Source organism: Candidatus Blochmanniella camponoti, from assembly GCF_023585825.1.
GTDB classification, from domain to species: domain Bacteria; phylum Pseudomonadota; class Gammaproteobacteria; order Enterobacterales; family Enterobacteriaceae; genus Blochmanniella; species Blochmanniella camponoti.
This window is the reverse complement of the sequence record NZ_CP097751.1, coordinates 202,461-225,760: the sequence shown is the minus strand read 5'-3', so window position 1 is coordinate 225,760 and position 23,300 is coordinate 202,461. Positions and strand designations below refer to the sequence as shown.

Genomic DNA, 23,300 nt, shown 5'->3' with positions numbered 1-23,300 from the left:
AATTATAAATACTGAATAGTACATTTTGACTATACCAGTTATAAATAAGCTTTATAAATGGATGTATTAAACATAGATTTAATGTGGTACATATGCGTTTTTGATATAAAGATAGTAAAAGTATTAAATTGATTTGGATATTGTTTGTTTGTAATTCTGTTGTTTTTTTTATGCTTTTCCAATTGATAATGATTTTTATAATAAAATAAACTGGATCTGTCTTTTGATTTTTATAGATTGCGATAAATCTGTAGTATTTTTTTATTCTAAAATATTTATTAGAAGAAGATATTATATCCATTTTATGAAGGCATGCCCTGGAATATTGTCTAAAATTTTAGTGTCGATATGAGTTTTTAACTCATTTATTGTGTTAATTGTGCTAATACGTGTAACATCATCTTTTTTTATAGTATAAATTATTGTATATTCATTTAATTTGCAATGAGAACTGAAAAAAAATGGTTTTAGAGTAAGAAACGGATTAGTAATAGTATTGTTATGTGGATGGCAATATCGAATGGTGTCAATATTTTTGATATTTTCTACAATTACAGAAATTTTTTTTAAATTATTTGTTTGATTCACTACTGACTCCGTATTACGTATTGTAATTGGGTAATATTAACGATATTTACAATCATTTTAAATGCATACAATAAAATATATTTATACTCATAAATATATTTTATTGTATGTTTTATTTCTATCAAAACATGTTTTATAATATGTATATTATACAAGTTGTATCATATATCTCAATATAAGATGCGTGAACATTGTGTATCTATAAACACTCTATTAATTAATGTGCGTACATCTGTATGTCAGGTGATTGTATTAAAATAGTAAAAATTATTATTAACATCACAATTTAATGCTGATTGTAATTTTATTATATAACTGTAAAGATTATTGAGATTGAAGTAATTTTTTAAACGTTAAGTTCATGAGGTTTCATTTTGTAGAGTGTAACAAAAGTACATTATATTATCTGATTAATGTCATATTACTAATAATACATCATAAGCAATGATTTTGAAGTGTGAGTGTTATTATGTCATGTGTAATGGAATTTAAGATTATGTAGGCGGTTTAATTTTTTATATTGTATGATCTTTCCATAACAAAATTATATGTTGTGTAGCACATAACTAATTAATAGTAAAAAATAATATTTGAATTTATTTAAAATTATTATTTTTTATTTTTCTTTTGCAACGGGCTATTTTGTTTAGATTACAATTATAGTACAGCACAAATTTTTATTGTAGTATTAACTATAATAAGTATCGCTTAAATTGTATAAAATTAATCGAAAGTCTCAATATATAAAGATAATCATTTGTTATATAAATAATTTATTACAACAGAATTATTTTTTAATTTTAATTATTATATGATCATATTGAGAATGATTTTAGGTTTTAAGTCGAGTTAACGAAAATATCTATATTTATATGTAGAAATCATGTTTTAAATTATCTATATATCTTTATATAAAATCTTTTTATATAGTTTAAAAATAAAGATAATATTACTATATTTTAGTATAAATTATAATATTGAATATGGTAGTATTTTGCAGAGAGCAGTATAGACAAAATTAATCAAATATGATTGATTTACATTTCATTTAATTAATAATTGGTTACAAAACTTGTGTGCAAGTACAAATGTGCGTGTAGTCTATGTCTTAATTATGCATGTATTATGTAATGATATTCTATCAACTGGAAGGAAAATCTTTATTTTGAGTAGGTATGTTTGTATTCGGATATATATATATGATTATTATGCATACTATTTTTAAAATAATTAAAGTGACAGCATTATTATACTGTGTTTTTTGCGTTCCAATACATGGAACTATTTTATTAAATAGTTCTTATGATGTGTCTAGAGAATTATTTTTAAAGATTAATTCTGATTTTATCGAATATTGGAAGGATCTTCATCCTGAAGATAAGTTAATTATTCGTCAATCTCATGCAGGATCTACTAGACAAGCTATGGCTATATTACAGGGACTGCGCGCGGATGTGGTGACATATAATCAGGTGATAGATGTACAAATTTTGTGTGATCGCGGACACTTAATTCCTAAAAATTGGCAAGATCGATTTCCAAATCATAGTTCGCCATTTTTTTCAACTATGGCTTTCTTGGTGAGACGAGGTAATCCAAAAGGAATTTATAATTGGCATGATTTAACTAATGAAGGATTGAAAATAATATTTCCTAACCCTAAAACTTCTGGTAATGGACGTTATACTTATTTAGCAGCTTGGCATTGTTTCTTAAAAAATAGCGACGGAGATATAGAGCAAACTCGAATTTGGATGCAAAAATTTTTAAAAAATGTAGAGGTATTTGATACTGGAGGACGCGCTGCTACCTCTACTTTTGTCGATCGTAATCAAGGAGATGTATTAATTAATTTTGAATCTGAAGCAAAATTAGTGCGAAGTCAATATGGATGTAATAATTATGAAATTGTTATACCCACTCCGAATGTTTTGGTAGAATTTCCGGTGACTTGGATAGATAAAAACGTCATTAGAAATGGAACCAAAGATGTAGCACGAGCTTATTTAGATTACCTATATATCCCTTCAGCACAAAAGATTATTACTAAGTTTGGGTACCGCGTCAACACCACTGACATTGCTCAAATATGTCCGAATGGATCTTCTGGGGGTCAATTATTTAGAGTAGAGGATCAATTTGGTAATTGGAATGCTGTTATGAATACGCACTTTAAACGTGGTGGTGAATTAGATCAATTGTTATCAATAGGACATCGTTGATGTTATTTTCTTCGTCTCAACATACCTTACCTGGGTTTGGTATAGCACTGGGCGGAAGTTTATTGTTTGTTTGTTTGATTCTATTATTACCTTTAAGTGCGTTAGTTATGCAATTATCCCAAATGAGTTTTTCTCAATATTGGGATGTAATTACAGATCCAGCATTATTGGTTTCCTATAAAATTACCTTATTAGCTGCCGGGGCAGCAACATTATTTAATGCTATATTTGGATTGTTAGTATCATGGGTAATAACTAGATATCAATTTCCTGGTCGGAAATTGTTAGATGCGTTAATAGATTTACCTTTTGCTTTGCCTACCGCGGTGGCGGGATTAACTTTGGCAACATTGTTTTCAACGTCAGGTTGGTATGGGTCTTGGTTATCTCGATTTGGCATCACAGTATCGTATACGTGGATAGGTATATCTATTGCTATGATTTTTACAAGCATTCCATTTGTAGTACGAACCGTACAACCGGTGCTAGAGGAGTTTACTGTAGAATACGAAGAAGTAGCAGAAACTCTTGGAGCTGATCATTGGCAAATTTTTTGTAATGTAATTTTTCCAGAATTGGCACCAGCTTGGTTGTATGGCGTAGTGTTGTCGTTCATACGAAGTTTAGGTGAATTTGGTGCGGTTATTTTTATAGCTGGAAATGTTGCCTGGAAAAATGAAGTTATCTCTTTAATTATTTTTATTCGTTTACAGGAATTTGATTACCCAGCTGCCAGTGCTATTTCTTCTGTAATTTTAATTATTTCTTTATTATTACTATTTTTTACTAGTATGTTTCAATTACGAATAAACCGGAGGTTTAAGGGATCCTAATGATCAGTATGTTGAATAATTATGTCAATAGAAATTACAACAACAATTATAACAGTGGCATTAAATGGAACCAATGGATTCTAATTAGTTGCACTATGTTTATATCAATAATGTTATTGTTAGTTCCTTTAATTGTGATTTTTGTATCTGCTTTTTCAGAAGGTCTAAAAATAGTAATAGTAAATTTAATAAATCAAGATATGATACATGCTACTTTTTTGACGGTTATTGTAGCGTTATTTACGGTACCTATTAATGTATTTTTTGGTATATTAATGGCTTGGTTAGTGACTCGTTTTAAATTTTATGGAAGACAGTTGTTGTATATATTAATAAATATACCTATCGCTGTTTCTCCAGTAATTGCTGGATTATTGTATTTATTGCTTTATGCAAACAATAATATAATAACAAATTGGCTACATTTACATAATATACAAATAATATTCACATGGGTAGGATTAGTGTTAGTTACTATTTTCGTTACTTGTCCTTTTGTGGTGCATGAGCTTGTTCCTATGATGGTGAATCAAGGAAGACAGGAAGATGAGGCAGCGATACTTCTTGGAGCATCTGGTTGGATGATGTTTCGATATGTTACTTTTCCAAATATTCGTTGGGCTTTGTTATATGGGGCTATTCTTACTAATTCTCGTGCTATTGGTGAATTTGGAGCAGTATCTATAGTATCAGGATTAATACGGGGTGAAACATATACTGTTTCGTTGTATGTAGAATTATTATATCAAGATTATAATGCTGTAGGCGCATTTGTTGCGGCATCATTATTAGCTTGTATTTCAATTCTTATGTTGTTTATTAAACATTATTTACAAAGTCGTTTAAAACGTATTAATTAATATTATGATCAAGGATAAGAAATGAGCATTGAGATAGATGGAATCACTAAATTTTTTGGTCATGATAAAATATTGACTAATGTTTCTTTACATATTGAATCTGGAGAAATAATAGCGTTATTAGGACCATCCGGTTCTGGAAAAACCACATTACTACGTATTATTGCTGGGCTAGAACATTATAATAGTGGTTGTTTGCGTTTTAGAGGTAAAGATGTTAGTCATCTTAGTGCACGTGATCGTCATGTTGGTTTTGTTTTTCAAAATTATGCTTTGTTTCGTCATATGACAGTATCAGATAATATTTCTTTTGGAATAAGAATGTTGCCACGCCATAAACGTCCAAATTCTCATATAATTAGCAAAAAAGTTACGCAATTATTAAGTATGGTTCAATTAGAACGTTTGGCAAATAGATATCCTACTCAACTTTCTGGGGGTCAAAAGCAACGTGTAGCTCTGGCTCGTTCTTTAGCAATTGAACCAGAAATTTTACTGTTAGATGAACCATTTGGCGCATTAGATACACAAGTTAGAAAAGAACTGCGTCGTTGGCTTCGCAAGTTACATAATGAATTTAAATTCACTAGTGTTTTTGTTACACATGATCAAGAAGAAGCTATGGAAGTTGCTAATAGAATAGTAGTGATGAATCGAGGAGTTATTGAGCAGATAGGTACACCTAAGGATATTTGGTGTGTGCCGGCTACTCGTTTTGTTTTAGAGTTTATAAGTGAAGTGAATTGTTTACAAGGAGTAGTGTGTGGATCGGAATTATTTATTGGGCCTTATCATTGGTCTTTACCATATATTCCAGCTTTACAAGGGAAAGTAGAATTATTTTTTCGTCCGTGGGAGATGGATATGAGTAAAGAGCATAATGTGCTTTATCCGTTACCAGCTAAGATTGTGAATGTCAGTTTACATGGTTATTATTGGCAATTAAGTGTAGAGCCTTTAGGATGGCATCGAGATTTATTGACTATAATTTTAGGAATTAAAGATATTTTTGGTGTTCCAGAATGCGGTGCATATTGTTATTTAAGCGGACGTAATGCACGATTATATTCAGGGGAAATAATGTTGTAATTATTTTTTTTGAGATTCTGTAACTTATGTAATTAGTAGTAAATATTGTTTTCAAGTGTATGGTTTATTTAGCGCATGGTTTTGGTGTAGATAGTGTGTGTAGATAATTGATAATTTTCATATTTATCGTTGTATATAAGAGTTAGGTTTTTTTATTTATGAATTTTGTGGTACTCAGATATCTGAGTAATCAGATTTTAAAATATGTTGTAAGAAGATATATAGCCAATTAAAAAATTTTTTGTATATATTATTGCTGATTCTATTTATGAAATAGATTGTTTTTATTCATACGTTATATTGGTGGTTATTTTATTTGTGTATAAAATGTAAGCATGGGACTAGGTTTAATATTTTCAAATAAACTATCCGATGATTTATTTGTAAAATTATAAAAAATTTCTATTGTTAAATTATATGTTTATAATCACAATAATGTTTTGACAAAAGAATAGTTTTATAATTTTTATGTATTATTTGATACATGTGTATGCGTAAGTAAATGCATTAATGATTCTGTGGTTGAATAGTTCAATGCTTTTTGTGCCAATTTTTTTGCATCGCGATAATATGCGTTACGGATTATGTTTTTTATGTGTGGAATAGATATAGAGCTCATACTAAATTCATCTAACCCCATTCCCAGTAACAGTAGAGTAGTACGTTCATCTCCTGCCATTTCTCCGCACATAGCTGTCCATTTCCCTACAGTATGTGAAGCTTCAATTACTTTTTTAATTAATATTAGAATAGACGGAGATATGGGATTATATAGATGAGATATTAATTTGTTGCCACGATCTACTGCAAGTGTATATTGAGTTAAATCGTTAGTGCCAATACTGAAAAAATCTACTTCTTTAACTAAATGATGAGCGATAATTGCAGAAGCAGGAGTTTCGATCATGACACCTACTTTAATATTTTCGTCAAATTTTTTCCCTTCTTGACGTAGTTGTGTTTTTAAAAAATTTAATTCTGTATTTAAAGTTTTTACTTCTTCTACTGAAATAATCATAGGATACATTATGCGCAATTTACCAAAAAAGGAAGCTCGTAAGATAGCGCGTAATTGAGTATGTAATATGTCTTTTCTGTCTAACATAATACGAATTGCGCGCCATCCAAGAAATGGATTTTCTTCGTTTGGGAGGTGCATGTAAGGTAAACTTTTATCACCCCCAATATCCATAATACGTATGACCACAGCTTCGTTAATCATGGATTCAGCGGCGTTTTTATAAGCTTTAAATTGTTCTTCTTCTGTGGGGAATGCATTACGATTCATAAATAAAAATTCAGTTCTATATAATCCTATTCCTTCAGCTCCGTTTTCTTTAGCTCTAACTATATCGTGTATCGTACCGATATTAGCGCATATTCGTACTTGACGTCCGTCGAGAGTAATAGCTGGGAGATTCTTTAATTTAGTTAGTTTATATTTTTCAGAAACATATTTCTTTTTTAATGTATTTATATTTTTAATGATGTTTGGGGTTGGATTGATGTAAATTTTATTATTTAAGGCGTCGAGTATTATAAGATCTCCATTGGACACTCTTTTTGTAATTATACCAGTTCCTACGATGGCTGGTAGTTCTAAAGAACGCGCCATAATAGAGGTGTGTGAAGTTTTCCCACCGGCATCAGTAATAAATCCCAAAACTTTTTTTAAATTTAATTGTGCAGTTTCTGATGGACTAAGATCTACCGCAATAATGATCACTTCTTCAGTAATAGAATTTAAGTCGATAATTGGAATTCCTAGAATGTTTTTTAATAAACGATTTCCAATATCTCGTACATCAGTAGCACGTTCTTTTAAATATTCATCCTCTAGTTGTTCTAAAGCTTTTGCTTGGGTTTCAATGACTGAATGTACAGCAGCATCAGCGCTGAATAATTCTTCTTTAATAAGAGTAATAATATCTTGTTCAAGTTCTTCATCTTCTAGTAATATAATATGGCCTTCAAATATAGCTTCTTTTTTAGAGTCCAACTGTTTTTTTACTTTATTTTTAATTTCTTTCAATTGCCTGGAAGTTTCGGCACGTCCGGAAAGAAATCGATTAATTTCTTGTTCAATAGTACCAATATTGATTTTTTCTAAATTGATAAGGATTTTTTTTTCTTGTAATAGCAACGCTTTTCCGAAGGCGATGCCAGGTGATACTGAAATTCCTGAAATCATAATTCTACCTTCATTAGAGTTATAAATAGTGTAATTATCCGAATATTAATTGATTATATTGTATTTATTTAAGTTCAGTAATAAACTCGATTAAATGTTGTACTGCTTGTTCTGCGTCTGTTCCTTCGGCAGAAATGACAACCATAGATCCTTTGCTTAAACCTAATGTTTGTAGTTTAAATAAACTTTTAGCGCTTGCTTTTTTCCCGTTAGAGATTACTGTAATTTCAGAATTAAATTTTTTTGCTGCTTTTACAAATTGAGTAGCTGGACGGGTATGTAAACCATTGGAAGCAGTAATTATAGTTTCTTTTTGATACATTTTTATCTCCATTTAATTTAACAATATGATACAAATATTATTTTTTATATAAATTTACTAAAATTAAATATTTTTTATTGATGAAACATAGGCGAATGAAACTGTTATACGTATAAATAATCTATTAATTTTTTGTTTCTTTTCCATGTATATCACATTCAAAATAGAATATGTATTACAGATATTTTTCATTGGATCTCCTAATTTTTTTAATGTCTTAAAAAGATAGTATTCTATTTACATAATGTAATTAATTCAATATTATTATAAATTCTGCAATAAATAAAATATACAAATTGTTTTTATCTATGTAAAAAATAAATATAGAAAACACCGTACATGAATGTTTTCTATTTTTTTTGAATGTTAATAGAAAATAAAAATTTATTTTTTTATAACTTTGAAAATAATACAGTACTTAAATATCGTTCACCAGACGATGGAAGTATAACTACTATATTTTTATCGGCATAGGTTTTGTTTTTTTGTAGTTGTACCGCTGCTGCTAATGCGGCGCCTGAAGAAATTCCAGCTAAAATTCCTTCTTTTTCCATTAAATATTTAGCGTAGCTAACAGCTGCGTCTATGGTTACTGTTTCTACATGATCAATTAAAGTTAAATCGAGGTTTTTTGGAATAAAACCAGCACCAATACCTTGGATTTTATGTGGTGCTGGTTTTATGTTTTGACCTGATAATGTCTGGGTAATGACTGGAGATTCTTCTGGTTCTACTGCCACGATAATAATTTTTTTATTTTTTTTTGTATGTTTGAAAAATCGCCCAACTCCGGTGATAGTACCTCCTGTGCCAACTCCAGCTACAAATATATCTATTTGTCCGTCCGAGTCATTCCAAATTTCAGGTCCTGTGGTTTTTTCATGAATTTCTGGATTTGCAGGATTGCTAAATTGTTGTAATAATAAATAATGTTTAGGGTCAGCAGCAACAATTTCTTCTGCTTTAGCAATAGCTCCTTTCATTCCATCGCATCCTTCTGTCAATATAATTTCGGCTCCTAGAGCTTTAATTAATTTAAGACGTTCAACGCTCATGGTTTCTGGCATGGTTAAAGTTAGTTTATAATGTCGCGCGGCCGCTACGTAAGCTAGAGCAATTCCAGTATTACCACTCGTTGCTTCTATAAGTCTCGTATCTAATTGTAATAAGTTTCTTTTTTCTGCATCCCAAATCATATTAGCGCCAATACGACATTTAACGCTAAAACTAGGATTTCTAGATTCTATTTTAACAGCAATATGACCATTGCCAATATTATTAAGACGGACTAATGGAGTATGACCAATAGTGTAAGAATTATCTTGATAAATTTTGTACATATTTAATAATTCCTCAAGTGTTATGCAGCACTACAATGATGGGTTTATGATATAGAATATCTTTTAAATATAGTTTGGATCAAATAAAAATATAATTTTTTTATTCTGATATAAATATTGGAATAAAATTGATTATTATGCATTAATTATAGACGTATATTCAATATTCAATAATATTTCTGACATCTTGTTGGTATAGATAATTCATAAAAAATTAATTTGGTATTCTTGATATTTTAACAATGATTACATTAAACAACTGTATGTTTGAAGATGTTTTCATCATAAAATGTTAAATCACATGTAAATAAAAATAACGATTTTCAATATGAATTAATTATCGCAACCCATATAATTGAGATATCTATATTATGAAATTTGCTAAACAAAAAATACAAAAATTAAGAAAAAAATTACGTCATTGGGAATATTTATACTATACAAAAAATGAATCTGCAGTATCCGATGAAAAGTATGATGCGATGTTAGAAAAATTAAATCAGTTAGAACAAATTTATCCTCATTTGATTGCAGAAAGTTCTCCTACTCAACGTATAGGAGGTGTGTCTCAATATAATTTTAAAAAAATACATCATAAGGTGCCAATGCTATCTTTAAATAGCATTGTTGCATCGTTTCAATTGTTGTCATTTGATAAACGAATAAAAATTAAACTTCATGCTAATCATATTATGTCATATTGTTGTGAATTAAAAATAGATGGGGTGGCAGTTAGTTTATTGTATAAAAAGGGGAAATTGATTTATGCGGCAACTCGAGGTGATGGTAAAATTGGAGAGGATGTTACTGAAAATATAAGCACTATTCGTGCAGTACCCATGTATTTAAAATTAGATTCTAATAAATATGACAAATTACCATATTTATTAGAAATTAGAGGAGAAGTATTTATATCTAAATTATGTTTTTTACAATTAAACAAAATAACGATACAACAAGGTAACAAACCTTTTTCTAACGCGCGAAATGCTGCTTCTGGTTCGTTGCGTCAGTTAGATCCTAGTGTTACAGCCACACGTCCATTAAGTTTTTATTGTTATGGTATTAGTAATTATTGTGGAGAAAAGGAATTACCAGACAGTCATTGGGAACGATTACAATTATGCAAAAATTGGGGTTTACCAATTAATAATTATATTCGTTTAATGAGCGGAGTTAATAAAGTATTAGAATATTATTCTTATATAAAAACAATACGATCCAATTTGGAATTTAACATTGATGGAATAGTTGTTAAGGTAAATAGTTGCACATATCAAAGTAAATTAGGTTGCGGATCTAAAGCACCTTATTGGGCCCTTGCTTATAAATTTCCTTCGGAAATAAGTTCTACTAAAGTAGATAACGTAATTTTCCAAGTTGGCCGAACAGGTATTATTACCCCAATAGCTTATTTAGAGCCTATTGTAATTTCTGATGTTACAATTAGAAAAGTAAACATGCATAACATCAATGAAGTTAAAAGGCTTGGATTAATGATTGGCGATACAGTTCGTATACAAAGATCTGGTGATGTGATTCCTAAAATTGTAGAAGTAATTTTATCAGAACGCACCGATCATGTAAAAACTATAGAATTACCCCGATTTTGTCCGGTATGCGGGTCTCGTATTAAAACATGGCACAATCAATCAATATTGCGCTGTACGGCTGGATTAACGTGTCTTGCTCAACGAAAAGCAACGCTTGAGCATTTTGTTTCTAGAAAAGCAATGAACATTTATGGAATGGGAAATAGAATTATTGATCAATTAGTTAATCAAGGTTTAATATTTACTTCATCTGATGTTTTTCGTTTAAATAAAAATAAGTTACTTTGTTTAGAGGGCTTTGGTTTGGAAAATATTGAACGTTTATTAAGGTCTATCGAGGATTCTAAAAAAATCACTTTGGCTCGTTTTATATATGCATTAGGTATTTATGGTGTAGGCGAAACAATAGCTAATAATTTAGCTATTGTTTATAAAACCATAGAAAATTTGGCCGCTGCTGATTTACAATCATTATCAAATTTGAAATATGTGGGGCCAATTATAGCTAATAACATATATCATTTTTTCAGAAATCCAGACAATTTAAAAAATGTTCAAGATTTAATTGATCCGGCTATTGGTATTCAGTTACGTGTTATTACATGAAAATGAGGAATTTAAAAGATTAAAAATTATAGGTATGTTAAAATTGGAGTTGTGTATATTAGAAAATATCTATGATGAATAATCAAAAGGATGCAAATCCAAATTGGGCGACGAATACATGTTAACTGTGTTTTAAGAGAGTTTTTGTTGTTTACATCCGATTTTAAACAAATGTATTCATTTTAAAATCGGATGCTTTGGTTGAGAGGTAGCGGATATTGAACTGTTTTCCTAGTAATCGATAAAATTGTTAATATGATAGAAAATAAACGATTTTTGGGTCGTGCAGGATTCGAACCTGCGACCAATTGATTAAAAGTCAACTGCTCTACCTTCTGAGCTAACGACCCAAATTAAAATTTAGAACGATAAAATAGGTGATGGCGGAATCGAACCGCCGACCCTCTCCTTGTAAGGGAGATGCTCTGCCAAACTGAGCTAATCACCTTTTCTGTTGAATTGAATTATATGGATTCATTGATACGAGTCAATGGGTTTTTATAAAAATAGAGATTTTTTAATTGTTTTTATTAATGTGAAAATCAAATTTCATTTTGTATTGACTCAAATGAAAATTTGATGATTATCTACAGTCAGGTACTTAATTTTTATGAATATTAAAACTCGATTTGCACCCAGTCCTACAGGTTCCATACATATTGGCAATATTCGTACTGCTTTATATTCTTGGTTGTTTGCTCGAAAGCAAGGTGGTAAATTTTTATTACGTATAGAAGATTCTGATTCGCAACGTTCTATAGATGATACAGTTGATCTGATTGTTGCAGGGATGAATTGGCTTCGTTTAAATTGGGATGAAGGTCCTTATTTTCAAACTGATAGGTTTAGTCGTTACAATAGTATAATAAGTTATATGATTCAGCACGATATGGCTTATAAGTGTTATTGTTCGTCAGAAAGGTTAGAATCGTTGCGATTAAATCAAATAAAAAACGGAGAAAAACCTAAATATGATGGTTATTGTCGTTTTAAATCTACGGTTATACATAATTCTTGTATTAGTTCTTATGTGGTACGTTTTTGTAATCCTCAGGAAGGCGTAGTAATATTTCATGATCAAATCAGAGGTACAATTACATTTAATAACAAGGAATTGGATGATTTAATTATTCGCCGAGCCGATGGTTCTCCAACATATAATTTTTGCGTTGTAATAGACGATATGGATATGCAAATTACTCACATCATACGAGGTGCAGAACACATTAATAATACTCCGCGTCAGATTAATATTTTAAAAGCATTGCGAGCTCCAATACCAACGTATGCTCACGTGTCAATGATATTAGATAATAATTTAAAAAAACTATCAAAACGCCGTGGAACATTGGGTATTATGCAATATCGTAATGATGGGTTTCTCCCTGAAGCAATACTTAATTATTTAGTAAGATTGGGATGGTCGCATGGAGATCAAGAAATTTTTAGTATTGAAGAGATGATAAAATATTTTGATTTGAGCAGAATTAGTAAATCTCCTAGTATTTTAAATCTTGAAAAATTACTTTGGTTGAATCATTATTATATTAATCATTTGCCAATAGACTACGTAGCTTCACATTTATCATGGCATATGCATCAACAAAAAATCAATATACAAAATGGTCCAAAATTAACTGATATAATAAAATTATTTGCAAGACGTTCGCGTACATTAAAAGAAATTGTAAATAATTGTCTATATTTTTATATAGATTTTGATTTATTCGATAATAAGGTAGCTAAAGATTATTTAAAACCTGTTGCGATAACACCATTAAAATTTTTAAGAAAAAAATTCAGCAATATAGTTGATTGGACGCCAGAGATTATTAAATCTATAATTATAGGAACCGTCAATGAATTTAATACTAGCATAGATAAAATAGGTATGCCACTTCGTGTAGCATTAACCGGAACGGATTGTTCTCCAACGCTCAGTATTACCATACATGCAATTGGTCAGTCTCGTGTATTAGAGCGCCTTGATCAGGCTGTACGCTATATTTCAACATAGTATTAGATGGAAATACAAAAAATAACTGTTGTATACATACTGACTTTTCATTATCACGTTGGGGTTATATCATCTATAATATAGTATTTTGATAGTTATTGTTATTCAAAAAGGTATAAAAATATCATCGGGATTATGATTGTATAAAACAGAGAAACAGAGGAGATTTGTAATGGGGCTGTAGCTCAACTGGGAGAGCGCTTGCATGGCATGCAAGAGGTTGGCGGTTCGATTCCGCTTAGCTCCACTTATTTTTTATATTATTATATAATTTTTTAAATCACATAATATTAATGCATGTGTATTTTTATTTTATTTTTTGTTTTATGAGATTGTATTTTGATTGTATTAATAATCTAAATTGCATGCTACATGCAATTTAGATTATTAGCGGTTTTCGTCTCTAAATAATATTAAAATATTTGATTTATCATTTAATCGTTAGCGATAATCATCATATAAGTAAACCGACTATTGAAGCAGATAGCATATTGATAAGTGTGGAGCTATATATTAGTTTAAATCCGAGATGTGAAATTATATTACCTTGTGTTTCATTAAGTCCTTTAATAGCACCTGCAATAATACCAATAGATGAGAAGTTAGAAAATGAAACCAAGAAAACTGATGCTATTCCTACAGTTTGAGGCGATAAATCATCAGAAATTGTTTGTAGGTTTATAATTGCAATAAATTCATTAGAAATTAATTTAGTTGCCATAATACTGCTGACTGGGAGTATTTCATCAGCAGGTATACCCATAATCCAAGCGCAGGGAAAGAAAATATATCCTAAAATTTCTTGTAAAGATGTATTAAATAATATTTTAAATGTGAAATTAAGAGCGGAAATAAGCGCAATAAACCCTATCAACATTGCAGTAACAGTAACAGCTATTTTGAATCCAATTAAAATATATTCTCCTATAATTTCAAAAATATTTTGGTTATTGATGTAAAAATCGGTGATGTCTAGATCTCTTTCTGTATCTACTACATAAGGATTAAGCAATGATAATATGATAAAAGCACTAAACATATTTAATATTAATGCTGCTACAACATATTTTGGAGCTAGCATGGTCATATAGGCACCAATTATGGAAAGAGACACTGTAGACATGGCAGTTGCTGCCATGGTATACATTCGTGGTGCAGGTATTTTTCCTATAATATTTTTATATACTATAAAATTTTCAGATTGCCCTAAGATCAATGAACTGACAGCATTGAAAGATTCTAACTTTCCCATTCCATTAATTTTAGATAAAATAGTTCCAATTATTCGAATAGAAAATATTAATATATGAGTATATTGTAAAATACCAATTAGCGCGGAAATGAAAATTATTGGACAAAGTATGTTTAAGAAAAAAGTAGCTAATCCCTGTGCGTGCATTCCTCCAAAGACAAAGTTTGTTCCTTCTGACGCAAAAATTAACAGTGTATTGAACAAAGTACATAATTTTCGTATAGAATTTGATCCTAATTGGGAATGTAAAATAAAATATCCAAATAAAATTTCTATTATTAATACTTGAAAAATAAAGCGTACACGAATGTTTTTTGGATTACTACTGGCAATCAGTGACAGAATTACTATTGCAGTAAATCCTAAGATAAAATGAAAAATGCGAGACACAATCTTTACTCCAGCAATATTACACAGAAATTATTTGCATTATTCTATATAAAACAGCAATTCAATAAAGTTATTTTTACATCTTGCAATTCAATGAAAACTCTATTTCTATGTTATAGCATTGCAGTTATTAAAAGATAATTAATAGATTTAAAAAAAATATAATTTAAAAAGTTAGCCTATGCTATACTTATTTGTATTCAAAAACATAACCATCTATAGTGAAATTAGATCTTCAAATTCGATCGCTAATTATATATACCCATTATAGTACAATTACTTTGTTTAATGTACATAAAATAAGCTCGAATAAGATGATTCTGTGAGGATTGCCGGTATGCTAAATGAGCAAGATTCAGTAGCGGAACATCGTTCTACAAGAAAAATCAAATTCGCGTTGCTTGGTCCCGCCTTTATAGCTGCTATCGGATATATCGATCCTGGAAATTTTGCAACTAATATACAAGCTGGAGCTACTTTTGGTTATCAGTTGCTGTGGGTTGTAGTATGGGCAAATATAATGGCTATGCTAATTCAATTACTTTCTGCAAAATTAGGTATTGCTACTGGTAAGAATTTGGCAGAACATATTCGAGATCAATTTCCAAGATCAGTGGTATGGATGTATTGGATTCAAGCTGAAATTATTGCTATGGCTACAGACTTAGCGGAATTTATTGGAGCTGCTATTGGATTTAAAATATTGCTCGGTATACCTTTATTACAAGGTGCATTATTAACGGGATTGATTACTTTTTTAATTTTAACTTTACAAAGATATGGAAAAAAACCATTAGAATTTGTTGTGGGAGGTTTGTTATTTTTTGTTGCAATTGCTTATGTTATTGAACTTTTTTATTCAAAACCTAAATTTATTATGTTAGGTATGAGCATGTTACTTCCAATACTTCCAGATAGAGAAGCAGTGTTTTTGTCAGCAGGGGTGTTAGGTGCTACAATTATGCCGCATGTTATTTATTTACATTCTTCTCTTACTCAAGATGAGAGTATTACCGCAAGTAGATCGGAGCGATATTCTTCTACAAAATTGGATGTCGCAATCGCAATGACTATTGCTGGCTTTGTAAATCTATCTATGATGGCTACTGCAGCGGCGGTGTTTCATTATGGCGGATATACTGGCATTTCTAATTTAGATGAAGCTTATTTAACATTGTCTCCTTTGTTAAATCATACTGCTGCTATAGTTTTCGGTTTAAGTTTAACAGCAGCTGGATTATCTTCAACAGTAGTAGGTACTTTGGCGGGTCAAGTGGTCATGCAAGGCTTTGTTCGTTTTCATATTCCTTTGTTGTTGCGCCGTGTTATTACCATGCTGCCGTCATTTATAGTTATTTCTTTTGGAATTGATTCCACACGTATTTTAATAATGAGTCAAGTGCTACTTAGTTTTGGAATTGCGCTTGCGTTAATACCGTTGTTAGTATTCACTGGAAATGTTAAATTAATGAATGAATTAGTGAATTCTTTATGGATTAAATTAATTGGTTGGTTAATAACAATAGTAGTAATAATTTTGAATATATATTTGTTAATTGGTATTATTATTTGATAAATCAAGAAGTTAATGTAGGTGATTGCTGTTAAAATTTTCTGTTTTACCGTGTAGTGGTTCATTATGTGTGTTTTCGTTATCATTAAAATTTGTTTTAATTTAATTAAATAAAACGCTTTATAGATTTATATGTAGAGGTAAACATTAGTTATAAATTCTTTTGTCTCTATTTTAGAGAAAACATATAATTATTAATTATTTAATTTTTATAATTGTTTATATTTATGTGTTTGTCCCATAAGTATATCTTACGATCGTATATTATTGTATTTAATAGGAAATTGTGGTATAAAATATCTATTTTAAAGTTGTAAATTTAATAAGAAACAAGGTTATGTTTACTGCATTATACACTTATTTGAGTGTATTTAATATCGAGTTATATAATCATATAACTGTGTGTCTTCGACAGGAATCGAACCTGTAATTAGCCTTTAGGAGAGGCTCGTTATATCCTTTTAACTACGAAGACTTGTTAAAATCATACATTCAAATTATTATTACATTCTAATAAACATAAATCCATGTATGTTATTTGTGCGTTTTTGGATACTGCAAAATGATAGATGTCTTGATATATAAAAAGAGATACACATGGGCATAGAACTGTTTTAAAATGTGAAATTTGTTAAAAAATGATTTTATTGATTTAATATACATAACGTTATATCTACTTATTATTGATTTTGCATGAATAATTGTAAAAATATTGCAATTGGTTTTTAGTAAATATATATGTATTTATTTTTTAATTTAATCCTATATTTTATTTTGGATTATTATATTTTTTCACATTGTGCGCGTTGTCTAAGTAGATGATCCATGACAACAATCGCCACCATAGCTTCTGCTATGGGTACTACTCTAATTCCTATGCAAGGATCATGTCGTCCTATAGTAACTACGTGTGTTTCTTCATTTTCACGTGTAATGGTTTTTCCTGGTACTGTTATGCTTGAGGTTGGTTTAATGGCTATATGCATGATTATTGGTTGACCATTGCTAATTCCTCCTAATATTCCTCCGGCATTATTGCTATCAAATCCATCTAATGTCATTTCGTCTCGATGTTCGCTACCACGTTTAGTAATAACTGAAAATCCATCCCCAATTTCTACGCCTTTTACTGCATTAATACTCATCAATGCATGAGCTAAATCAGCATCAAGTCGATCGAATACAGGTTCACCTAAACCAATTGGTATATTTTCTGCTATTATTGTTATTTTTGCGCCAATAGAGTCTCCAGATTTTTGTAAATTATTTATTAATGTATCTAATGCAGTTAATTGTTCAATATCAGGGCAAAAGAATGGATTGTTATCGACTTGCCGCCAATCTTTTAAATTACAATGAACATCGCCCATTTGTGCTAAGAATCCACGAATTTTTATATTTTTTCTATTAAATAGATATTTTTTAGCAACAGCTCCTGCTGCTACTCGTACTGCTGTTTCACGTGCTGAAGAACGTCCTCCGCCACGGTAATCTCTAAAACCGTATTTTTTTTCATAAGTATAATCAGCATGCCCAGGTCGGTATAGATTTTTTATTTTTTCGTAATCTTGAGGCCGATGATCAGTATTTTTGATGATTAATCCTATGCTAGTACCTGTTGTTTTTCCATTAAAGACACCAGATAAAATTTCTACTGTATCTAATTCTGATCGCTGACTAGTATAACGAGAAGAACCCGGACGTCTACGATCTAGATCGTATTGTAGATCTTTTTCTGTTAAAGGAAGGCTTGGAGGTACTCCATCAATAATACCACCTAATGCAGATCCATGTGATTCTCCAAATGTTGTAATTCTAAAAAATTGCCCAATACTATTACCAGCCATTATTAAAATTTCCTTAATTGTTGACTATTCAGTGTTATCAAAAGATAATAATTGCTCATAAGTTAACATAAATACACCTTTTCCTCCGTTAGAAAGACGCAACCAACGAAATGGTATATTTGGATAACGCTCTATTAATGCCATTTTAGTACTACCTACTTCGCATATTAAAGTTCCATTTGTATTTAAATGATGCATAACGTTCATTAGTATTTTTTGAATTATCTTTAATCCATCATTATCTGCAGATAATGATATCATAGGTTCATAATGAAATTCTTTCGGTAATTTATATATATCCGAATTCTTTACATAAGGAGGGTTAGTTATGATTAGATCATATTTTAATTGTGGCAAATTGCTAAATAAATCGGAATGAATAGGGAAAACACGATGTTCTAAATTATATAGTTTAATATTGTGTTCAGCTACTTTTAATGCATCGATGGAAATATCTACTGCATCTATTTCAGATTTTGGGTAAACTGTAGCGATTGCAACAGCGATACATCCGCTGCCAGTACCCATATCAAGAATACGATATGGGTACTGGGGTAATAGATCATTAAAACATGATGTAATTAGCTCTCCAATTGGAGAGCGAGGAATAAATACTCGTTTATCTACATAAAACTTTAAACCACAAAACCATGCTTGACAAGTTAAGTAAGGGACTGGTATGCGTTTCTTTATGCGATAGTTAACTAACTTGATTATCTTAGAGCGCTCTCTCGAGGTTAAACGGGCTTGGTATATTTGGGTTGGAATATTTATAGGTAAGTATATACTAGGTAGTATTAAATGTAATGTTTCGTCCCAAAAATTATTAGTACCATGCCCGTAAAAAATTGGGTTAGCATTAAATTGACTGCTACTCCAACGTAATATGTCTAATATAGTATGAATTTCTGTCAGTGTTTCTTTAGTTACGTTCTTCATGGATTGTAATTCCTGTGATTATATTCATATACAGATCTGTAAAGTTATTGTGTGTGAGAGTGTAATTTGTTTTATAATTAAAAATTAAAGTATTATATTTTTGTAATTTATGTACAGATTGTACACATAGTGATATCTATGTTATAGCTAGTTTAATAAAAGTATAATATGAGAATGGTTATCATGTAATTACGTATTAGTATTTATTGACTGTATATATAGATACTTTATATATGGTTTTGTACTTTGTTGTAGTTATATGTTGATTATAAGTTATTTAACTTACTAATTTATGCATATGTAATTCAATTGCATTGAATATGCTTTGTAATTAATACAACATTTTGATTCAAAATCAGTACCAGTTATAAATATATGTTTATGTTTTCAGTGAACTATAATTGTTGTGTTTATATTTTTCATAAATGTGTTACGATTTTTTGTTTTATGAGATGTAGTGCTATTTATTTTGAAACAGTATACTTTGATGATTAAATCACATTATATCTAATTATATTAGTATGCGCTTGATACTGTCATATATTATAACGGTATAAATAACTATTAAATAGTCAAATAATACATTTTTGTATGTTGGATTACAATTTAAAGGGATATATCCTGAAGATCAATAGAATATTCTTTTAAAATATTTAAATAAGTAATGATTGGGTTTGTAAATTATTGAGTTCTTTCTTATGTTAATAATTTTTACCGTACGATTTAACATTTTAAGTAGATATGTTTAAGGTTTAGTACGATTTTGATATTACAAAACATTATTATCATGAGGTATATAAAAAATGAAACGCGCTGTTATCACTGGTTTAGGGATTATATCAAGTATTGGAAATAATCAGAATGAAGTTTTGGTTTCTTTAAAAAGTGGTAGATCTGGAGTCACTTTTTCTCAAGAATTAGAAGAATCTGGCATGCGTAGTCATGTTTGGGGTAATATTAAACTTAATACATCAGGATTAATTGATCGTAAGATTGCTCGTTTTATGAGTGATGCATCTATTTATACTTATTTATCTATGGAACAGGCCATAATAGATTCTGGATTATCTGCAGGTATGGTTTCTAATGATCAAACAGGATTGATTGTCGGATCCGGAGGGGGATCCCCACGTAATCAAGTTTCTGGATCTAATGGAATGCGTTTGCGTGGTTTGAGAGGAGTGGGTCCTTATATGGTCACTAAATCTATGGCTTCAGGCGTATCAGCATGCTTGGCTACTTCTTTTAAAATTCGTGGGGTTAGTTATTCTATCAGTTCCGCTTGTTCCACATCTACACATTGTATCGGAAATGCGGTTGAATTAATTCAATCAGGAAAACAATCTATTATTTTTGCTGGAGGCGGAGAGGAATTATGTTGGGAAATGGCTTGTGAATTTGATGCTATGGGTGCATTATCTACGAAGTATAATATGACACCAGAAAGAGCATCTCGTCCTTATGATATCAATAGAGATGGGTTCGTAATTGCGGGAGGCGGAGGGATAGTTGTAATAGAAGAGTTAACGCATGCTTTAAGTCGTGGAGCTTATATTTATGCAGAAATTGTTGGGTATGGAGCTACGTCCGATGGATGTGACATGGTTGCTCCTTCTGGAGAAGGAGCAATTCGATGTATGAAAATGGCATTAAGAAATGTTGGCGGTTCGATAGATTATCTTAATGTGCACGGTACATCAACTCAAATAGGTGATATCAAAGAAATTTGGGCTATTCGTGAAATTTTTGGCGATCAACATCCTTCTTTTTCTTCTACTAAGTCAATGACCGGTCATTCATTAGGTGCTGCTGGAGTTCATGAAACTATTTTTACTTTATTAATGTTAAAACATAATTTTATCGCTCCAAGTATTAATATTGATCATTTAGATCCATATATGAAAAATATGAGAATTGTTGTTAATAATCCTGTTTATCGTAAATTAAAAACAGCCATGACTAATAGTTTTGGGTTCGGAGGAACAAATGCTACATTAATTATGAGTAAATATTCCTGAATGTTTTTTCAATATTTTGGTTATATAAGGTTTAGTGCCGTATATTGTATTTTACACATACAAAATACAATATATAGTTGTAAATGTGAATATTCAGGGGCGTTTTTTAAACTTATATTATACTTATATGATCGGATATGATGAAAGCATACAAGCGTGGTGAGTAGTTATTATGATTATTTTAATCTTTACATATAGTAATTTGTTTGGAGGATTAATTTGAGAATTTTAGCTGATAAAAATATACCACATATTTATAAATTATTTGGTTTATATAACACAGTGACAATTTGTGAAGGACGTGTTATCTCTGATAAAGATGTAAGAGATATAGATATTTTGATAGTACGTTCAGTGACAAAAGTCAATAAACTATTATTAGATGATAGTTCTGTAACATTTGTGGGTACTGCAACCGCTGGAGTTGATCATATTGATCAAAATTATTTAAAAAAATATGGCATTAATTTTGTTTATGCTCCAGGAAACAATGCTGTAGCAGTAGTAGAATATGTGTTTTCAGCATTACTTTGGTTGGCACAGCGTGGTAGATTCTTTTTGCGCGACAAAATTGTTGGAATTGTGGGGGTAGGACATATTGGTAGTTTGTTGAATAAGAGATTACGTAACTTCGGTATACATACTTTGTTGTGCGATCCGCCATTAGAAAAAATAAACTCAAGTAAACCCTGGAAGTCTTTTGAAACATTAGTTGCTGAAGCAGATATTTTAACCTTTCACACTCCTTTAATTTATTATGGAGATCATCCTACATGGCATATGGTTGATATTGATGTGTTAGAGGCCTTGCCTTCTAATCGTGTTTTAATTAATACTTGCCGAGGCTCTGTAATAGATAACAATGCCTTACTAAAAGTTTTAGAAAACGGTAAAAAATTAAATGTGGTATTGGATGTGTGGGAAACAGAACCAGAATTATCTTTACCTCTGTTATCTTATGTGGATATAGGGACCCCTCACATTGCTGGATACTCTACTGAAAGCAAAACACGTAGTATTGTACAAATATATAACGCGTACTGTAATATTTTTAATATTTTTAATGTAATTAATTTATCTGCGTTGGATCCCTCTGTGATTTCTTATTTAAGAGTTCAGAAAGAAATAGATGAAATGTTGTTATATAAATTGGTTAAATTTGTGTATAACATACAATATGATGACATTATATTAAGACGATTTGCTGCTAAATCAGGAGGATTTGACAAGATACGTAAACACTATTTAGCTCGTAGAGAGTGGTCTTCATTACGCGTAGAAACATACATAGATTCTAATAATGAAATATTAACTAAGTTAGGTTTTAATGTATGTTGTGTGTAAAATTATATTCGCATATGTGTTGTTGTATTGCGTCCATGTTTACTAGTTTTTGTATTGTAATGCATATTGAGTGGGTTATGACTGTATGTTTAGGGTAAAGAGTTTTTGTATACAAGCATTTTTTAAGGATTATTGTCTATATATGTTGAAAAGTGTTTTTGTACATTTATTCTGCTGAGTTAGGTATATCTATTTTTATGTATAGTAGATAAGCGCTTATATTTTTTTGTTGATAAGAATGACATACAGTATATTGATTTTTCATTAATAGTTATTACGCGCTGATTTTACGATATTTTTATCTTGAAGATATAGA

General features: G+C 30.2%; 16 protein-coding genes and 4 tRNA genes. 10 read left to right on the top strand and 10 right to left on the bottom strand.

The window, feature by feature from the left end; genetic code table 11:
- Positions 1 to 291 precede the first annotated feature (291 nt).
- Positions 292 to 588, bottom strand: a complete 297-nt coding sequence (locus tag M9394_RS00935; protein WP_250250138.1) for a beta/alpha barrel domain-containing protein — start codon at positions 586 to 588, stop codon at positions 292 to 294.
- Between the two features lie 1,199 nt (positions 589 to 1,787).
- Here M9394_RS00935 and cysP point away from each other — a divergent pair.
- Genes cysP through cysA form a run of 4 tightly spaced genes read left to right on the top strand, consistent with a single transcriptional unit; the run spans position 1,788 to position 5,592 of the window.
- Positions 1,788 to 2,810: a thiosulfate ABC transporter substrate-binding protein CysP gene (cysP, locus tag M9394_RS00930; RefSeq protein WP_250247281.1), complete on the top strand. Its 1,023-nt coding sequence runs from the start codon at positions 1,788 to 1,790 to the stop codon at positions 2,808 to 2,810.
- The gene (cysT, locus tag M9394_RS00925) at positions 2,810 to 3,643 is read left to right on the top strand and encodes a sulfate/thiosulfate ABC transporter permease CysT (RefSeq protein WP_250247283.1); all 834 of its coding nucleotides are present in this window, start codon (positions 2,810 to 2,812) and stop codon (positions 3,641 to 3,643) included. The genes cysP and cysT overlap by 1 nt, the downstream gene beginning before the upstream one ends.
- Positions 3,643 to 4,503 (top strand): sulfate ABC transporter permease, encoded by an 861-nt coding sequence (locus M9394_RS00920; protein WP_420022164.1) that lies wholly within the window; start codon positions 3,643 to 3,645, stop codon positions 4,501 to 4,503. Before cysT ends, M9394_RS00920 begins: the two co-directional genes overlap by 1 nt.
- A gap of 21 nt (positions 4,504 to 4,524) precedes the next feature.
- A complete protein-coding gene (cysA, locus tag M9394_RS00915) occupies positions 4,525 to 5,592 on the top strand; it encodes a sulfate/thiosulfate ABC transporter ATP-binding protein CysA (protein ID WP_250247284.1) in 1,068 nt (355 codons plus the stop codon).
- A 466-nt stretch (positions 5,593 to 6,058) separates the two neighbouring features.
- Here cysA and ptsI read toward each other — a convergent pair whose 3' ends face one another.
- The 3 genes from ptsI to cysK form a co-directional block, all read right to left on the bottom strand.
- Entirely contained in the window at positions 6,059 to 7,783 is a 1,725-nt protein-coding gene (gene ptsI, locus M9394_RS00910) for a phosphoenolpyruvate-protein phosphotransferase PtsI (protein ID WP_250250136.1), read from the bottom strand.
- 64 nt (positions 7,784 to 7,847) lie between these two features.
- On the bottom strand, positions 7,848 to 8,105 hold the full coding sequence (locus M9394_RS00905; RefSeq protein WP_250247286.1) for an HPr family phosphocarrier protein: 258 nt from the start codon (positions 8,103 to 8,105) through the stop codon (positions 7,848 to 7,850).
- Positions 8,106 to 8,497: 392 nt separating this feature from the next.
- Positions 8,498 to 9,445 (bottom strand): cysteine synthase A, encoded by a 948-nt coding sequence (cysK, locus tag M9394_RS00900; protein WP_250247287.1) that lies wholly within the window; start codon positions 9,443 to 9,445, stop codon positions 8,498 to 8,500.
- 371 nt (positions 9,446 to 9,816) lie between these two features.
- Between cysK and ligA the strand changes: the two genes are divergently transcribed.
- The gene (gene ligA, locus M9394_RS00895) at positions 9,817 to 11,604 is read left to right on the top strand and encodes an NAD-dependent DNA ligase LigA (protein ID WP_250250134.1); all 1,788 of its coding nucleotides are present in this window, start codon (positions 9,817 to 9,819) and stop codon (positions 11,602 to 11,604) included.
- 277 nt (positions 11,605 to 11,881) lie between these two features.
- On the opposite strand, the gene M9394_RS00890 is transcribed toward ligA, so the two are convergent.
- Both M9394_RS00890 and M9394_RS00885 read right to left on the bottom strand, forming a co-directional pair.
- Positions 11,882 to 11,954: transfer RNA gene (locus M9394_RS00890), tRNA-Lys, on the bottom strand.
- A 24-nt stretch (positions 11,955 to 11,978) separates the two neighbouring features.
- Positions 11,979 to 12,052, bottom strand: a tRNA-Val gene (locus M9394_RS00885).
- A gap of 162 nt (positions 12,053 to 12,214) precedes the next feature.
- Between M9394_RS00885 and gltX the strand changes: the two genes are divergently transcribed.
- Both gltX and M9394_RS00875 read left to right on the top strand, forming a co-directional pair.
- Entirely contained in the window at positions 12,215 to 13,621 is a 1,407-nt protein-coding gene (gene gltX / locus M9394_RS00880) for a glutamate--tRNA ligase (RefSeq protein ID WP_250250132.1), read from the top strand.
- Positions 13,622 to 13,795: 174 nt separating this feature from the next.
- Positions 13,796 to 13,868, top strand: a tRNA-Ala gene (locus M9394_RS00875).
- A 207-nt stretch (positions 13,869 to 14,075) separates the two neighbouring features.
- Here M9394_RS00875 and M9394_RS00870 read toward each other — a convergent pair.
- A complete protein-coding gene (locus M9394_RS00870; protein WP_250250129.1) occupies positions 14,076 to 15,263 on the bottom strand; it encodes a NupC/NupG family nucleoside CNT transporter in 1,188 nt (395 codons plus the stop codon).
- A 337-nt stretch (positions 15,264 to 15,600) separates the two neighbouring features.
- Between M9394_RS00870 and M9394_RS00865 the strand changes: the two genes are divergently transcribed.
- The gene (locus M9394_RS00865; RefSeq protein ID WP_250247519.1) at positions 15,601 to 16,836 is read left to right on the top strand and encodes an Nramp family divalent metal transporter; all 1,236 of its coding nucleotides are present in this window, start codon (positions 15,601 to 15,603) and stop codon (positions 16,834 to 16,836) included.
- A 403-nt stretch (positions 16,837 to 17,239) separates the two neighbouring features.
- Here M9394_RS00865 and M9394_RS00860 read toward each other — a convergent pair.
- The 3 genes from M9394_RS00860 to prmB all read right to left on the bottom strand — a co-directional run bounded on the left by M9394_RS00860 (position 17,240) and on the right by prmB (position 19,622).
- A tRNA-Arg gene (locus M9394_RS00860) sits at positions 17,240 to 17,311 on the bottom strand.
- 307 nt (positions 17,312 to 17,618) lie between these two features.
- Positions 17,619 to 18,683 carry a chorismate synthase gene (gene aroC, locus M9394_RS00855; RefSeq protein ID WP_250247292.1) on the bottom strand — a complete coding sequence of 355 codons (1,065 nt, stop codon included), beginning with the start codon at positions 18,681 to 18,683 and terminating at the stop codon, positions 17,619 to 17,621.
- 24 nt (positions 18,684 to 18,707) lie between these two features.
- Entirely contained in the window at positions 18,708 to 19,622 is a 915-nt protein-coding gene (gene prmB, locus M9394_RS00850; protein WP_250250127.1) for a 50S ribosomal protein L3 N(5)-glutamine methyltransferase, read from the bottom strand.
- Between the two features lie 803 nt (positions 19,623 to 20,425).
- Between prmB and fabB the strand changes: the two genes are divergently transcribed.
- Positions 20,426 to 21,640, top strand: coding sequence for a beta-ketoacyl-ACP synthase I (gene fabB, locus M9394_RS00845; RefSeq protein WP_250250126.1), 1,215 nt, complete (start codon positions 20,426 to 20,428; stop codon positions 21,638 to 21,640).
- A gap of 219 nt (positions 21,641 to 21,859) precedes the next feature.
- Positions 21,860 to 22,984, top strand: a complete 1,125-nt coding sequence (locus M9394_RS00840) for a 4-phosphoerythronate dehydrogenase (protein WP_250248039.1) — start codon at positions 21,860 to 21,862, stop codon at positions 22,982 to 22,984.
- The last annotated feature ends 316 nt before the right edge of the window (positions 22,985 to 23,300 follow it).

Coding starts and splice junctions, on each gene's coding strand:
- ptsI (WP_250250136.1), bottom strand. CDS start 7,783: ATGATTTCAGGAATTTCAGTATCACCTGGCATCGCCTTCGGAAAAGCG.
- cysA (WP_250247284.1), top strand. CDS start 4,525: ATGAGCATTGAGATAGATGGAATCACTAAATTTTTTGGTCATGATAAA.
- cysK (WP_250247287.1), bottom strand. CDS start 9,445: ATGTACAAAATTTATCAAGATAATTCTTACACTATTGGTCATACTCCA.
- M9394_RS00905 (WP_250247286.1), bottom strand. CDS start 8,105: ATGTATCAAAAAGAAACTATAATTACTGCTTCCAATGGTTTACATACC.
- cysT (WP_250247283.1), top strand. CDS start 2,810: ATGTTATTTTCTTCGTCTCAACATACCTTACCTGGGTTTGGTATAGCA.
- cysP (WP_250247281.1), top strand. CDS start 1,788: ATGATTATTATGCATACTATTTTTAAAATAATTAAAGTGACAGCATTA.
- fabB (WP_250250126.1), top strand. CDS start 20,426: ATGAAACGCGCTGTTATCACTGGTTTAGGGATTATATCAAGTATTGGA.
- M9394_RS00920 (WP_420022164.1), top strand. CDS start 3,643: ATGATCAGTATGTTGAATAATTATGTCAATAGAAATTACAACAACAAT.
- aroC (WP_250247292.1), bottom strand. CDS start 18,683: ATGGCTGGTAATAGTATTGGGCAATTTTTTAGAATTACAACATTTGGA.
- prmB (WP_250250127.1), bottom strand. CDS start 19,622: ATGAAGAACGTAACTAAAGAAACACTGACAGAAATTCATACTATATTA.
- ligA (WP_250250134.1), top strand. CDS start 9,817: ATGAAATTTGCTAAACAAAAAATACAAAAATTAAGAAAAAAATTACGT.
- gltX (WP_250250132.1), top strand. CDS start 12,215: ATGAATATTAAAACTCGATTTGCACCCAGTCCTACAGGTTCCATACAT.
- M9394_RS00865 (WP_250247519.1), top strand. CDS start 15,601: ATGCTAAATGAGCAAGATTCAGTAGCGGAACATCGTTCTACAAGAAAA.